This window comes from Rhodovulum iodosum, from assembly GCF_041020385.1.
Classification (GTDB): domain Bacteria; phylum Pseudomonadota; class Alphaproteobacteria; order Rhodobacterales; family Rhodobacteraceae; genus Rhodovulum; species Rhodovulum iodosum.
The window spans coordinates 562,393-576,819 of record NZ_JBEHHI010000002.1; the positions used below are offsets into that span (position 1 = coordinate 562,393).

A 14,427-nucleotide genomic window follows, 5' to 3' on the forward strand; every position below is an offset into this window, starting at 1 on the left:
TGGGATAATTACAAGAAATTTCGAATTTTCCTGCACTTGCGGCACGAGCCTCATGTCGCCCGAACGCGGCGCCGATGGCCCCGGCGCGATCGGGTATTTCGGCCAAGAAGAAGCAGGGCGCCGCGATCAGCCCCGCCCGAGGCGGTCTTGCCGAGCCGCGCGCAGGCGGGCGAAATCCTCGCCCGCGTGGTAGGAAGACCGTGTCAGGGGCGTGGCAGAAACCATCAGGAAGCCCTTGCCATAGGCCGCTTTTTCATAGGCGGCGAACTCGTCGGGCGTGACGAACCGGGCGACGGCGTGGTGTTTCGGGGTGGGTTGCAGGTATTGCCCTATGGTCAGGAAATCGACATCGGCCGCGCGCAGATCGTCCATCACCTGGTGCACGGCCTGGCGGTCTTCGCCGAGGCCGACCATGATGCCCGACTTGGTAAAGCGGCCCGGGTCGATCTCCTTGACCCGCTGCAGCAGGCGCAGCGAGTGGAAATAGCGCGCGCCGGGGCGCACCTGCGGGTAGAGGCCGGGGACGGTTTCGAGATTGTGGTTGAAGACATCGGGCCGGGCCGCGACCACGGTTTCGAGCGCGCTGTCGGGGCATTTCAGGAAATCGGGCGTCAGCACCTCGATCGTGGTGCCGGGGGCGCGGTGGCGCACGGCGCGGATGGTCTGGGCGAAATGCTCGGCCCCGCCATCGTCGAGGTCGTCGCGGTCGACCGAGGTGATCACCACGTGGTTGAGGCCCAGTTTCTGCACGGCGTCGGCCACGCGGCCCGGTTCGAACGCGTCCAGCGTATCGGGCCGGCCGGTGGCCACGTTGCAGAAGGTGCAGCCGCGGGTGCAGATCTCGCCCATGATCATCATCGTGGCGTGGCCATGGGCCCAGCATTCGCCCACGTTCGGGCAGCCGGCCTCTTCGCAGACGGTCGCCAGCCCGTGTTCGCGGATCACCTTGTGGGTATCGCGGTAGCCCTGCCCGCCCGGCGCGCGGACGCGGATCCAGGCGGGTTTCTTGGGCTGTTGGGCGGCATCGGGCCGGTGCGCCTTTTCGGGGTGGCGCAGGGCGGGCTGGGTCAGATCGCGCGGGCGCATGGGGCCTCCTGTCATTGCACCCGACTTAATGTCTCTGGCCGGGCTTGTCCAATGCCGCCGGCCCCTGGCGCCTGCTCGCGCGGCAAGGCGCACGCAAAGAAAACCCCGCCGGCGGGGCCTGGGAGGCCCGGCCGGCGGGGAGGACAGGAGCGGAGCGGGAACGCAAACGGCGTGGAGGGGCGCCGGTCAGGTCTCGCGGTGGCCGCCCGCGTGGCGCAGGCGCAATTCGAACGCGGTGTCGCTGAAGGCCCGCATCCGCGTTTCGCGCTCAAGCTCGCGGATCAGTTGGCCGCCGCCGGTGTCGACCGCCAGCCGGCGGCTGGTGCGCGACACAACGAGGTAGAGCAACGCCATGCCGCACAGGACCGCCGAGAAGGATTCCGGCGTCATCGAGAGGGCGGAGAGGTTGTTGGAAAAGGCCTGGTACCAATCCGGCGCGGCGCCGGGGGCGTATTGATGACCGACAAAATCTTTAAGGGGATTCATCTATTTATTCCTCACGCAGATCGTCCTTGCCAGGATAGGGCCACAGAACTGTGGCGAAAATTCGTCCTATTGTGCAGAAATCGCCGATGGAAGCGGCCAGGGCACGCCATTGGTGGCAAAAGCGCGCCCAGGCCCGGCCCGTGCCGTTACATCGCCCTCTCGCCGCTGCGAAATGGCTGCGGCGGCACCGCGCTTGTGGCGGCGCGGCCAGCGCGGCTATGGTCGCCGAAGAACGCGGAGCGAGCGCCATGGTTCCCGACCCAGGCACGGCCCCCCGGTTGGGCCGAACCCAGGAATTCCTGAAGCAGATCGTCTATGGCGGCAATGACGGGATCGTGACCACCTTTGCCATCGTCGCGGGCTTTGCCGGGGCGCGGGCCGAGGGGGTGGCCGAAATCGGTGCGCTGGCGGTGCTGGTCTTCGGTCTGGCCAACCTCTTTGCCGACGCGGTGTCGATGGGGCTGGGCGAATTCCTGTCCGGCCGCGCGCAGCGCGACCTCTACGCCGCGCAACATGCCGGCACGCTGCGCCACGTGCGCCACGACACCGGCCACGCCCGCGGACGGCTGGCCGGGCTGTTGCAGGGCCGCGGGCTGTCGTCGAGCGATGCCGAGGCGGCCAGCGCGATCCTGGCGCGCAACCCGGCGCTGATGGCGGAGTTGTTGATGCGTTACGACAAAGGGCTCGACCATCCCGACGGCGACAGCCCGGCGATCAACGGGCTGTTTACCTTTTTCTCATTCGTCGTTTTCGGGGTGGTGCCGCTGGTCCCGTATTTCCTGCGGCCCGCCGATGCCACCACCATGATGCTGTCCGCCGGGGCGACGCTGGCCGCGCTGGTGGCGCTGGGGTTGTTGCGCTGGAACGCGACGGGGCTGCGGCTGGGCCGGTCTGTGGGCGAGACGGTGCTGGTGGGCAGCGTCTGCGCGGTGGTGGCGTTTGCGGTGGGCGCGGCGGTGGGGGGCTGAAGGGCGGTGCCCGTGCGCGACCCTCTCTGCCCCGACCGGACGCCCCCGCCAACAGGCCCCCTACCCGATCAGATCGGCGCCGCCGCCCTGCTGCCGCTCGTAATGGCGCTTGAGCCGTTGCAGCGCGATGCGCAGCACGATCTTGCCTGACCGGGCAGACCAGCCCATGCGTTGTTCGGCCGTCTCCAGCCCTTCGAGGAAGCAGCAGCAGCGCAGCGCCACGTCGCCCAGCCCGGGGCCGAGATCGCGCAGCGCCGCGGCCACACGCTCGCGCGCGGCGGCGGGGCCGCGGGCTGGGCCGTCGCCCGATCCCATCGCGCCGCGTTCGCCCCCGGTGAGGAACCGGTCCCAGTTCTGGGTGATGCGGGGGCCCATCTGGGCAACCTCGAAATCCTCGCGCAGCCGCTCGCCCGCGGCGACCAGTTCGGGCGCGAGGAAGGGCCGGCCGTCCTTGTCCTTGCGGCGGGCGAGCGCGGCCAGCGGCGATTCGGCGAGGTTCATGCGCACCCGCTCGGCCGGCGCATCGCCGGTCGCGCGCAGCTTTTTCAACCCGATCTCGCGGTGCTGGTCGCCGAAGGGCGCCGCGGCCTCGGCAAAGCCGGGCGCCGCGCCGCGTTGCTCGGCCAGCATGCGCTTCAGCGCGGCGCGCCCGGCCGGGGTGATCTCGTAGGTCAGGACCTTGCCGCGCGAGGCGCAGGCGATCCAGTCCTTCAGCGCGAAGGCTTCGGCCACCGCGCGGTCGAGAACGGCGACACGGGCGCTGCCGCCGTCGGCTTGGCGGCGCAGCACCACCGCGCGCTCCATGTCGCGGGCAATGGCGAGGAACGCGCCGGTTTCGTTCAGCCGGCGCAGCACGCGCCGCGCCTCGGTCTGGATCGTCGTCTCGTCGGCGGCCCCGGGGGCCTTGCGGAACGCTGCTGTCATCGGGTGGCCTTTCTTCGTAACGGAAGGAGATCGGTGTAGCGCGGCCAGGCGGGCGAGCGCGGAATCGACAAGCGGGTCGTCGCGGCGGGCCTCGGTGCGGCGCACCTGGCGCAGCACCGTCGAGGCGTGGCACCCCGCGCCCTGGGCGAGCGCGCGCAGCGAGCGCCCGCCCTCCACATGGCTCAGGTAGCGATGCACCGGCAGCGGCACCCAACTGGGTGCGGGTCCGGTCTTGCACGGTCCGGCAGTCATCCGTGTCCCCCTGTGCCCGGGCGGGCCGGCGACATGCCGAACCTTGGGCGAACGCACTTCATGGTTGTTTTTCTTACCGTTTCGTTAACGCGTAACACTTCGGCAATCATTGTTTCTAAAGGATAAACTTCTCTTACGCGCGCGTGCGGCGTTATCCTGAAACACGCAACACCCGCTAAGGTTGTGCCACACAGGGGGCCGGCACCTCTTGCGGAGACCATCGTCATGACCGATCTGAAAACCACCCTCGGCCAGTTGCGCCGTCCGCGTCTTCTGGTCCGTGCGGCACGGCACGGGCTGGGCGAGTACCGCCGCGACCGCGACCTTGCGCGCATCCTTCACGGGCGCCGACCGGCCAGCCCCCGTCACGCGCTGGCCGCGCTGGTCGATTGCGAGGCCGAGATCGAGGCGGCCCGGCAGGCCGGCGCCGCCGGCTACAGCCCGGCGCGCCACGTGGACATGCTGATCGCGATGATGGGCGAGGCGATGCTGATCGCGGACCGGCACGGGCCGGCGGGCTGATCCGGCCTCAGACGAAGGCGTCGGGCAGGGATGCCTTGCGCTCGGCCACGAAGGCGGTCAACGCCTCGGTCAGCGCGGGGTCCAGCGGCGGCGGCTGGTACTGCGCCAGCAGTTTCGCGGCGCGCTCGCTGGCCAGCATGGCGGTTGAGCGCGCGCCCTCTTCGTCCCACGTCTCGAAGGGCTTGTAGTCGAACAGGTCGGAGCGCCAGAACGCTTCTTTGAAATGCGCCTGTGTGTGGGCGCAGCCCAGGAAATGGCCCCCCGGTCCGACCTCGCGCAGCGCGTCCATCGCCTGGGCCTCGGTATCGAGAGCCACGCCCGCGGCCATCTTGTGCAGCGCGCCAAGGTGGTCGGCGTCCATCACGAATTTCTCGATGCTGGCCACCAGCCCGCCCTCGAGCCAGCCGCAGGCGTGGAGCATGAAGTTCACCCCGCCCAGCAGCGCCGCGTTGAGCGTGTTCGCCGTCTCGTAGGCCGCCTGCGCATCCGGCAGCTTGGATCCGCAGAGCCCCCCGCCCGAGCGGAACGGCAGATTAAGACGGCGCGCCAACTGCCCGGCCCCGTAGAGGATCTGGCTGGCCTCCGGCGTGCCGAAGGTGGGCGCGCCCGAATTCATGTCGATCGACATCACGAAGGCGCCGAAGATCACCGGCGCGCCGGGCCGGACAAGCTGGGAATAGGCCACGCCCGCCATCACCTCGGCCAGCACCTGGGTCAGCGTGCCCACGACCGAGACCGGCGCCATCGCGCCGCCGACGATGAAGGGCGAGACGATGCAGGCCTGGTTCGCCGCGGCATAGACCTCGAGCGCGCCCATCATCGTGGCGTCGAAGGTCAGCGGAGAGTTGATGTTGATCAGCGAGGTGAGAACCGTGTTTTCGGCCATGAAGTCGCGGCCGAACAGGATTTCGCACATTTCCACCGAATCGCGGGCGCGGCTGGGCTCGGTCACCGACCCCATGAACGGCTTGTCGCTCAGCGTCATATGCGCCAGCAGCATGTCGAGATGGCGCTTGTTCACCGGCACGTCGGTGGGCTCGCACACGGTGCCGCCGGAATGGTGCAGCCATTTCGACATGTAGCCCAAGCGGACGAACTTGCGGAAATCCTCCATCGTGGCGTAGCGCCGCCCGCCCGCAAGGTCGCGCACGAAGGGGGGGCCATAAACCGGGGCCAGCACCAGGCTGCGCCCGCCGATCTCGACGTTGCGCGCGGGGTTGCGGGCATGCTGGGTGAACCGGGCGGGGGCCGTTGCGCAAAGCTGACGGGCCAGGCCGCGGGGCAGCCGCACCCGCTCTCCCTGAACGTCGGCGCCGGCGTCGCGCCAGCGGTCCAGAGCGGCGGGGTTCTCCACGAAATTCACGCCGATCTCTTCGAGCAAGATCTCGGCGTTGGCCTCGATGATCTCGAGCGCCTCCTCGGTCAGCAGCTCGAAATCGGGGATGCGCCGCTCGATGAAGCGCGCGGTCTCGATGCTGACCGCGCTGCGCGCCGCGCGCATGGCCGCGCCGCCGCCGCCGCGACGTCCGCGCCGCGCCACCCCGTCCTGACTCTCGGCCATCGCTTTACCTCCCGCGAAATGCCCCGGCGCCGTCTTTCACATGTTCTAGGCACGAACCCTCGCGGGCACGCCACAAATTGCGGCCCTTCCGGGCCCGTCAGCGACATCGGGACCGGCGGGGATAACCGAAAGACATCCGAATGTCTGGTTTCGTCGTTGGCTTTAACGCACCGGCGCCCGAAACACGCGGCAGAGGCTCGCCCATACCCCCGCGACGCGCCCTGACCTGACCTTCACGGCCGAGTATCAGCGGCCTTTCTAAAGCGACGTCAAAGCGGTTGGAAACACGCACGACGATATCACCGCCGCTTCTGCACCGATGACGATCCGGGCTTCGGCTGGAACGACATGGATGTGGTGCGGGTCGGCGCGATCTGGCGGGCCGACAAGAAGTGGGCTCTGCCTGGCGGGCTCAGCTACGCGACCGGGTTCATCGACGGCGACCAGACGCTCGTCGACGTGCTGGCCCCGGCGCCGCCGCAATGGCACGGCCTCCTTGGCGGCCAGTTACTGGCCGAACGACAAGTGTTTCTTTACAGTCTTCTAACCCCGCGCCTTCGAGTCAGGCGTGACCGTCGCCAGCCCCTCGCATACGTCCAGCCAGCCGGTCAAACTGCGGATGAAGCAGCATGAAATCGTCATCGGCATGACCCATCGCTGGCAGGCGATGCCGGCCCGCGCCTGCGCGCCCCTTGCGCGGGGGCGGGACCGGCCCTATCAGGTGGCCATGACACGCACCCATGACCGCCTTTTGATCGTCGACTTCGGCAGCCAGGTGACCCAGCTCATCGCCCGTCGCCTGCGCGAGTTGAACGTCTATTGCGAAATCCACCCGTTCCAGAGTGTGACCGACGCGTTTCTCGACACGTACCGGCCCAAGGCGGTGATCCTGTCGGGCGGCCCGGCCTCGGTGCTGGACGACGCCAGCCCCCGCCCGCCGGAAAAGGTGTTCGCCCTTGGCGTGCCGGTTCTGGGCATCTGCTATGGCCAGCAGGTGATGATGCAGATGCTCGGCGGCCGGGTCGAAAGCGGCCACGGCACGGCCGAGTTCGGCCGCGCCTACGTCACCCCCGCCGACCAGCGCATCGACCTGTTGAACGGCTGGTTCCTGGACGGAACGGGCCGCGAACAGGTCTGGATGAGCCACGGCGACCATGTGGCTGAAATCGCGCCGGGTTTTGAGGTTTTCGGCACATCCCCCAATGCGCCGTTCGCCATCGTGGGCGACCTTGACCGCCAGTTCTACGCGGTGCAGTTCCATCCCGAGGTGCACCACACCCCGAACGGCAAGACGCTTTACGAGAATTTCGTAAAGCTCGCGGGGTTTTCCGGCGACTGGACGATGGGCGCCTACCGCGACGAGGCGATCCAGAAGATCCGCGACCAGGTCGGCGATGCCAGGGTCATCTGCGGCCTGTCGGGCGGCGTCGACAGCTCGGTCGCAGCGGTGCTGATCCACGAGGCAATCGGCGAGCAGCTGACCTGCGTCTTCGTCGATCACGGCCTGCTCCGGCTGAACGAGGCCGAGGAAGTGGTCACGATGTTCCGCGACCACTACAACATCCCGCTGATCCATGCCGATGAAACCGATCTGTTCCTCGGCGCGCTCGAGGGCGTGTCCGACCCGGAGGTCAAGCGCAAGACCATCGGCAAGCTGTTCATCGACGTGTTCCAGAAATACGCCGACCAGATCGAGGGGGCCGCGTTCCTGGCCCAGGGCACGCTTTACCCAGATGTCATTGAATCGGTGTCGTTTTCCGGCGGCCCCTCGGTCACGATCAAAAGCCACCACAACGTCGGCGGCCTGCCCGAGAAGATGGGGCTGAAGCTGGTCGAACCGCTGCGCGAGCTTTTCAAGGACGAGGTGCGCGCGCTTGGCCGCGAGCTGGGGCTGCCCGACAGCTTCATCGGCCGCCACCCCTTCCCCGGCCCGGGCCTGGCGATCCGCTGCCCCGGCGAGATCACCCGCGAAAAGCTGGAGATCCTGCGCAAGGCGGATGCCGTCTATATCGACCAGATCCGCAAGCATGGGCTCTATGACGAGATCTGGCAGGCCTTTGTCGCCATCCTGCCGGTGCGCACCGTCGGCGTGATGGGCGACGGGCGCACCTACGATTACGCCTGCGCGCTGCGTGCCGTCACCTCGGTCGACGGGATGACCGCCGATTACTACCCGTTTACCCATGATTTCCTTGGCGAGACCGCCACGCGGATCATCAACGAGGTCAAGGGGATCAACCGGGTAACCTACGACATCACATCGAAACCCCCCGGCACCATCGAATGGGAGTGATCCGCCGCGCCGTGCTGGCACGGGTACGCATCGCGGCGGTGCCGCCCATGGGCGCGACGGCGCCCCCTGCCCGAGGATGGAGCGGCCGGCATGGGGCTGCCCGCGGCGTTGACGGCTGTCGGGCGGCCTGACCGGCAGACCGCGGCACTTGTGGTGCGGCATGGCCGGGGGCATGGGCGCGCCGCGCCAGCGTAACGAGCTGTTTCCGTGCTTGGGGGTGCTTGACGCGCGCGGCGGGCTCGGGTCCTCTGGGCCGGCGCGCCACGGGAAAAAACGCCTTGCCCCATACCCTTGCCTGCCTCTGCATTGCGGTTGCCACGCTGCCGGCCAAAGCCGCGGGCCGTTTCGGCCGGCTCGGCGGCCGCTGCACCGGGGCGGCGCGGTGAGCCCGCCCGCCACGCTGCGTGCCACGGCCTGGATGACCGGGGCCATCGCGTCGTTTTCCTCGATGGCCGTCGCGGGGCGCGCGGTGCAGATCGAGCTCGATACGTTCGAGCTTTTGTTCTACCGCTCGCTGATCGGCATCGTTCTGGTCGTGGCCGTGGGCCGCGCCGCGGGCACGCTGAACCAGGTGCCGACCCGCCGGCCGGGCCTGCACATCTTGCGCAACATCAGCCATTTCGCCGGACAGAACCTGTGGTTTTACGCGCTCACCGCGATCCCGCTGGCGCAGGTTTTCGCACTGGAATTCACCTCGCCGCTCTGGGTGGCGGTGCTGGCGCCGCTGATCCTGGGCGAGCGGCTGACCCGCAGCCGTGCGCTGGCGGCAATGGTCGGGTTCGTGGGCATCCTGATCGTCGCCCGGCCCGACCCCGCGGCGCTGGAACCCGGCGCGCTGGCCGCGCTCGGCGCGGCGCTGGGCTTTGCCGGGTCGGCGGTCTTTACCAAGCGGCTGACCCGGACCGAAAGCGTGACCTGCATCCTGTTCTGGCTGACCGTGATGCAGGCCGCGATGGGTCTGGCCTGCGCCGGGGCCGATTTCGACATCGCCTGGCCCAGCGTCACGGCCTGGCCGTGGCTGGCGGTCATCGGCTGCGCGGGGCTGTTCGCGCATTTCTGCCTGACACGGGCTTTGGCGCTTGCCCCGGCGATCATCGTGATGCCGATGGATTTCCTGCGCCTTCCGGTCATCGCGCTGGTCGGCATGGCATTTTACCGCGAACCCCTGGAGGCGGCGGTGTTCCTGGGCGCCGCCGTCATCTTCTCTGCGAACCTGATGAACCTGCGCACCGAGACAAGGAGGACGAAACAACGCAGCGTCGGTTGACGTAGCGTTATTGATTGACCGACAAAATCCCGGCTAGGTAGCGTTGGGGCCCGAACAAATACAACTCTGGGGGGACAGATGCACAGATATGTCGGGGCAGCCGGGCTGGCGCTGCTGGGAGCGGGAGCCGCCTTTGCCGGCGGGGTGGAGCGAACGACGCAATCGACCGGGATCCTGTTTCAGGATGGCAATTACGTCGAGTTCACCTTTGGGCATCTCTTCGCCGATATCAGCGGCACGCAGGCCTTCGCGGTTGGCCCGACCAGCCCCGCCGGCGCCAGTTCCGGCGACATGACGGGTGATTTCACGGCCGCCAGCCTCGGGTTCAAGACCCGCCTCAACGACCGGATGGATGCAGCGCTGGTGCTGGACAGCCCGTTCGGCGCGGCGGTCGATTACGGCCCCGACACCGGCTATCTCTATGGCGGCTCGTCGCTTGCCTTCGGCGGATCGACCGCCAACCTGGAAAGCCAGGCGGCCACCGCGATGCTGCGCTACAGGCTCGACGGCGGGATAAGCGTCTTCGGCGGTCTCAGGATGCTCAAGGTCAGCGGCGATGTCGGCCTGTTCAACGGCTACACGCTGGACACCTCGACCGAGACCGATCTGGGATATCTGCTGGGCGTTGCCTATGAGCGGCCGGAGATCGCCCTGCGCGTCGCGCTGACCTACAACTCGGCGATCACGACCGATTTCGGGGCGACCGAGGCCGCGCCCGTCGACGGCGTTCCCGCGACCATGACCGACTTCACCACCGAGTTCCCGCAATCGGTGAACCTGGAATTCCAGACCGGCATCGCCCGCGACACGCTGGTTTTCGGTTCGGTGCGCTGGGTCGACTGGTCGGAGTTCCAGATCGCGCCGACGATCTACGTCGCCGGCGTGGGCGAGCCGCTGGTCAGTTTCGACGAGGACCGCATCACCTACCAGATCGGCGTCGGGCGGCGGTTTTCCGACCACTGGTCGGGCGCCATCACCGCCTCGCACGAGCCCCAGAATGGCGGGTTCGCCGGCAACCTCGGGCCGCGCGACGGTCTGACCAGCCTCGGGCTGGCGGCCACCTACACCACCGGCAAGGTCGAGATCACCGGCGCGGTGCGCTATTTCTGGATCGGCGACGCCAAGACCAAGCCGCCCCCGGCACTGGGCGCCCCCGCCGGCACGACCTTCGGCCAGTTCGAGGATAACGAGGGGCTGGGTGTGGGTGTAAAGGTGGCCTACCGGTTCTGATCGGCGCATAGGATTTGACCGCCCCGCCCCCTCTGGCTAGGAGAGGCCCGAGACAGAGAGGGCGGGCGATGATCTATCAATGCGCGGACGACTGGCGTGACTGCGCCCACAAGCGGGTGTTGCTGTTCGGCATGTCGGGCCTGGGCAAGACCCATGTCTCGGCCATGCTGCGGGGCGGCGGCGAATGGTTCCACTACTCGATCGACTACCGCATCGGCACGCGCTACATGGGCGAACACATCGCCGACAATTTCAAGCGCGAGGCGATGAAGGTGCCGCTGCTGCGCGAGCTGCTGCTGACCGACAGCGTGTATATCGCCTCCAACATCACGTTCCACAATCTCGCGCCGCTCTCCACCTACCTGGGCAAGCCCGGCGCGCCGGACAGGGGCGGGTTGCCCTTCGCCGAATACATGCGCCGGCAGGAACAGCACCGCGAGGCCGAGATCGCCGCGCTGATGGATACGCCGCGGTTTATCGACAAGGCCGGGTCGCTTTACGGCTACGCCCATTTCGTGTGCGACTCGGGCGGGTCGATCTGCGAGGTCGTCGCCCCCGAAAACCCCGAAGACCCGGTGCTCAAAACGCTTTCGGACAACCTGCTGCTGGTCTGGATCAAGGGCTCGGACGCGCATACCGAAGAGTTGGTCCGCCGCTTCGACCGCGCGCCCAAGCCGATGTATTACCAGCCCGAGTTCCTGCGCGCCGCGTGGGAGGACTACCTCAAGACCCACAGGCTCGGCGAAACGCAGGTCGACCCCGACGCCTTCGTGCGCTGGACCTATGCCCGCGCCCTGGCCCATCGCCAGCCGCGCTATGCCGCCATGGCCGAAAACTGGGGCGTCACGGTCCTGGCCGAGGACGTGGCCGCGGTGAAGACCCCGGCCGATTTCGAGGCGCTGATTGCCGAGGCCCTTGAGTCCCGCTGACGACACCCCTATTTCCAGCGTCCTGAAACGGAGCCCCCTGCCCCATGCCCATCAAGCTGCCCTCGGACCTGCCCGCCTTCGACGTGCTGACGCGCGAGGGCGTGATGGTCATGGGCGAGGCGGCGGCGGCGCGGCAGGATATCCGGCCCCTGCGCATCGGTCTGTTGAACCTGATGCCAAAGAAGATCCAGACCGAGATCCAGTTCGCGCGGCTGATCGGCGCCACGCCGCTGCAGATCGAGCTGAGCCTCGTGCGCATGACCGAGCACCGCACCAGGAACACCGCGACCGAACATATGGAGGCGTTCTATCGCCCCTTCGAAGATATCGCGGCCAGCGGCGAAAAGTTCGACGGCCTCATCATCACCGGCGCGCCGATCGAGCATCTGCCCTTCCCCGATGTCACCTATTGGGATGAGCTGACCCGCGTCTTCGACTGGACCCAGACCCATGTGCATTCGACCTTCGGCGTCTGCTGGGGCGGCATGGCGATGATCAACTACTTCCACGGTGTGGAAAAGCACATGCTCGAGGCCAAGGCCTTCGGGTGTTTCCGGCATGCCAACCTCGCGCCCGCCTCGCCCTATCTGCGCGGTTTTTCGGACGATTTCGTCATCCCCGTCAGCCGTTGGACCGAGATGCGCCAGCACGAAATCGACGCCGCGCCGGGGCTGACCACGCTTCTGGGCAGCGACGAGGTCGGCCCTTGCCTGGTCGAGGACGAGGGCCACCAGGCGCTCTATATCTTCAACCATTTCGAATATGACAGCGACACGCTGAAACAGGAATACGACCGCGATGCCGCGGCGGGTGCGGCCATTGATGTGCCGGTCAACTACTACCCCGGCGACGACCCGACGCGCCGGCCGCTTAACCGCTGGCGCAGCCACGCGCATCTCCTATATGGCAACTGGATAAACCAGATCTACCAGACCACCCCCTACGAGATCGCGCGCATCGGCACCGCCCCCGGCTGAGCCGCCCGCGCGGCCCAACCGAAAGGCCCGATCATGCTGCGCCGCGCCGACCCGCCCGACCCGTCCGGCCGTCTGCTGTCGATCCGCGGCGGGCAGGTCCATGCCCATGTTCAGGGCACGGGGCCCGATCTGGTGCTGATCCATGGCGCGGGCGGCAACCTGCGCGATTTCACCTTTCACCTGGTCGGGCGCCTGGCACCGCGCTACCGCGTCATCGCCTTCGACCGGCCCGGTCTTGGCCACAGCACGCCGCTGCACGAAAACGGCGAATCCCCCATCGAACAGGCCGCCGTGCTGGCCGAGGCGGCCGAGTTGCTGGAGGTGAAGGATGCGATCCTCGTTGGCCATTCCTATGGCGGCGCCGTCGCCATGGCCTGGGCGCTGAACCACCCCGCCAACGTGGCCGGCCTGGTGTCGCTGGCCGGCGCGCTGATGCCGTGGAAGGGCGGGCTGGGCGCGTGGTACCAGATCGCCGCGTCGGGCATCGGCGGCGCGGTGGTGGTGCCGCTGGTCGCGGCTTTGGTGCCCCGTCGGCTGGCGGCCCCGGTGCTCGACAAGATCTTCGCGCCCCAGCACCCGCCCGCGGGCTATGCCGCGCATCTGGGGATCGAGCTGTCGCTGCGTCCGCAGGCCCTCAGGGCCAATGTCCGGCAGGTAAACGGGCTGAAGCCCCATCTCGCCGCCATGGCGCCGCGCTATCCCGGCCTGTCGGTGCCGATCGAGATCGTGCACGGCACCGCCGACGAGATCGTGCCGATCGAGGTGCATTCGCGCCCCTTCGCCGCGCGCGTACCCTCGGCCCGCCTGACCGAGTTGCCCGGTGTCGGCCACATGCCCCACCATGCCCGCCCCGAAGAGGCCATCGCGGCCATCGACCGCGCCGCGAACCGCGCCGGGCGGCTGCAGCCCGGCCGCTGAGGTCTGGCCCGCACCCGCCGGGCCGCTATATGCTGGGGCAATGGCATTGCACGGGTCCCGATACACGCGCCGCACCGTCCTCGGCATGACCGGGGCCGCCTGCCTGTCCGCGTGCGGCCCGGCGCCGACGCCCGAAACGCCCTCGGCGACGCCGCCCAGCGGCCGGTTTCTGACGGTGCGCGGGCGGCGGGTGCATTACCAGACCGAGGGGCGCGGGCCCGACGTGATATTGATCCACGGCGCGTCGGGCAACCTGCGCGATTTCACCTTCGATCTGACGGGCCGGCTGGCGCCGGCCTATCGCGTCACGGCCTTCGACCGCCCGGGGCTGGGCTATTCCGAGGCGCTGAGCGACCGCGGCGACAGCCCCGCCGCGCAGGCGGCCCAGCTAGACGCCGCCGCCGGCAGGCTGGGCATCCGCCGCGCGGTCGTGCTGGGCCATTCCTACGGCGCCGCCGTGGCGATGGCCTGGGCGCTGAACCACCCCGCGCGGGTGGCCGGCGTCGTGACATTGGCGGGGGTGACCATGCCCTGGCCGGGCCAGCTGGCACCTTGGTATTCGATGGCCTCGACCGGGCTCGGCAGCGCGCTGGTCTCGGCCGTTGCCACCGAGGCGCGGGCGCGCGGCGCGCTGGCGCGGTTCTTCGCGCCCCAGCCGGTGCCCGCCGGCTATGCCGATTTCGTCGGCATCGACCTCGCGCTGCGCCCCGCCACCCTGCGCGCCAGCGCCCGGCAGGTGGACAGCCTGCGCCCGAGCCTCGTCGAGATGTCGGCGCGCTACCCCGGCCTCGACCTGCCGGTCGAGGTGGTGCACGGCACCGCCGACCGGACCGTCGGCATCGACATCCATTCCCGCCCGCTGGCCGCGCGTCTGCCCCGGGCGCGGCTGACCGCGCTGGACGGGGTCGGCCACATGGTCCACCACGCCGCGCCGCGCGCCACCCGCGCGGCGATCGACCGCGCCGCCGCGCGGGCCGGATTGCGCCGGGGCGCCCAATCGGGCTAGGTCAATGG

At 68.7% G+C, this 14,427-nt stretch carries 14 protein-coding genes; 10 read left to right on the forward strand and 4 right to left on the reverse strand.

Features of this window, described 5'->3' with window-relative positions:
• Positions 1 to 126: 126 nt before the first annotated feature.
• Positions 127 to 1,101: a lipoyl synthase gene (lipA, locus tag Ga0609869_RS11850; protein ID WP_369022862.1), complete on the reverse strand. Its 975-nt coding sequence runs from the start codon at positions 1,099 to 1,101 to the stop codon at positions 127 to 129.
• A 171-nt stretch (positions 1,102 to 1,272) separates the two neighbouring features.
• Positions 1,273 to 1,572, reverse strand: coding sequence for a hypothetical protein (locus Ga0609869_RS11855; protein ID WP_125404141.1), 300 nt, complete (start codon positions 1,570 to 1,572; stop codon positions 1,273 to 1,275).
• A gap of 248 nt (positions 1,573 to 1,820) precedes the next feature.
• Here Ga0609869_RS11855 and Ga0609869_RS11860 point away from each other — a divergent pair, with 248 nt between their 5' ends.
• Positions 1,821 to 2,540, forward strand: a complete 720-nt coding sequence (locus Ga0609869_RS11860; protein WP_125404142.1) for a VIT1/CCC1 transporter family protein — start codon at positions 1,821 to 1,823, stop codon at positions 2,538 to 2,540.
• Between the two features lie 60 nt (positions 2,541 to 2,600).
• Here Ga0609869_RS11860 and Ga0609869_RS11865 read toward each other — a convergent pair whose 3' ends face one another.
• Complete coding sequence (locus Ga0609869_RS11865) at positions 2,601 to 3,716, reverse strand: DUF6456 domain-containing protein (protein WP_125404143.1); 1,116 nt, start codon at positions 3,714 to 3,716, stop codon at positions 2,601 to 2,603.
• Positions 3,717 to 3,941: 225 nt separating this feature from the next.
• Between Ga0609869_RS11865 and Ga0609869_RS11870 the strand changes: the two genes are divergently transcribed.
• Positions 3,942 to 4,238 (forward strand): DUF6477 family protein, encoded by a 297-nt coding sequence (locus Ga0609869_RS11870; RefSeq protein ID WP_125404144.1) that lies wholly within the window; start codon positions 3,942 to 3,944, stop codon positions 4,236 to 4,238.
• Positions 4,239 to 4,245: 7 nt separating this feature from the next.
• Here Ga0609869_RS11870 and Ga0609869_RS11875 read toward each other — a convergent pair whose 3' ends face one another.
• Positions 4,246 to 5,799, reverse strand: coding sequence for a trimethylamine methyltransferase family protein (locus tag Ga0609869_RS11875; RefSeq protein WP_125404145.1), 1,554 nt, complete (start codon positions 5,797 to 5,799; stop codon positions 4,246 to 4,248).
• 348 nt (positions 5,800 to 6,147) lie between these two features.
• On the opposite strand from Ga0609869_RS11875, the gene Ga0609869_RS11880 reads away from it, so the two are divergent.
• The 8 genes from Ga0609869_RS11880 (at position 6,148) to Ga0609869_RS11915 (ending at position 14,419) form a co-directional block, all read left to right on the forward strand.
• Positions 6,148 to 6,432, forward strand: coding sequence for a hypothetical protein (locus Ga0609869_RS11880; protein ID WP_125404146.1), 285 nt, complete (start codon positions 6,148 to 6,150; stop codon positions 6,430 to 6,432).
• A 94-nt stretch (positions 6,433 to 6,526) separates the two neighbouring features.
• Positions 6,527 to 8,092 (forward strand): glutamine-hydrolyzing GMP synthase, encoded by a 1,566-nt coding sequence (gene guaA, locus Ga0609869_RS11885; RefSeq protein ID WP_125404242.1) that lies wholly within the window; start codon positions 6,527 to 6,529, stop codon positions 8,090 to 8,092.
• Positions 8,093 to 8,510: 418 nt separating this feature from the next.
• On the forward strand, positions 8,511 to 9,359 hold the full coding sequence (locus tag Ga0609869_RS11890) for a DMT family transporter (protein ID WP_125404243.1): 849 nt from the start codon (positions 8,511 to 8,513) through the stop codon (positions 9,357 to 9,359).
• A 78-nt stretch (positions 9,360 to 9,437) separates the two neighbouring features.
• The gene (locus Ga0609869_RS11895) at positions 9,438 to 10,589 is read left to right on the forward strand and encodes a hypothetical protein (protein WP_125404147.1); all 1,152 of its coding nucleotides are present in this window, start codon (positions 9,438 to 9,440) and stop codon (positions 10,587 to 10,589) included.
• Between the two features lie 68 nt (positions 10,590 to 10,657).
• Complete coding sequence (locus Ga0609869_RS11900; protein ID WP_125404148.1) at positions 10,658 to 11,518, forward strand: ATPase; 861 nt, start codon at positions 10,658 to 10,660, stop codon at positions 11,516 to 11,518.
• 44 nt (positions 11,519 to 11,562) lie between these two features.
• Entirely contained in the window at positions 11,563 to 12,495 is a 933-nt protein-coding gene (gene metA, locus Ga0609869_RS11905; protein ID WP_125404149.1) for a homoserine O-acetyltransferase MetA, read from the forward strand.
• 33 nt (positions 12,496 to 12,528) lie between these two features.
• The gene (locus Ga0609869_RS11910) at positions 12,529 to 13,413 is read left to right on the forward strand and encodes an alpha/beta fold hydrolase (RefSeq protein WP_125404150.1); all 885 of its coding nucleotides are present in this window, start codon (positions 12,529 to 12,531) and stop codon (positions 13,411 to 13,413) included.
• Between the two features lie 85 nt (positions 13,414 to 13,498).
• Positions 13,499 to 14,419: an alpha/beta fold hydrolase gene (locus tag Ga0609869_RS11915; RefSeq protein ID WP_125404244.1), complete on the forward strand. Its 921-nt coding sequence runs from the start codon at positions 13,499 to 13,501 to the stop codon at positions 14,417 to 14,419.
• Positions 14,420 to 14,427: the final 8 nt, after the last annotated feature.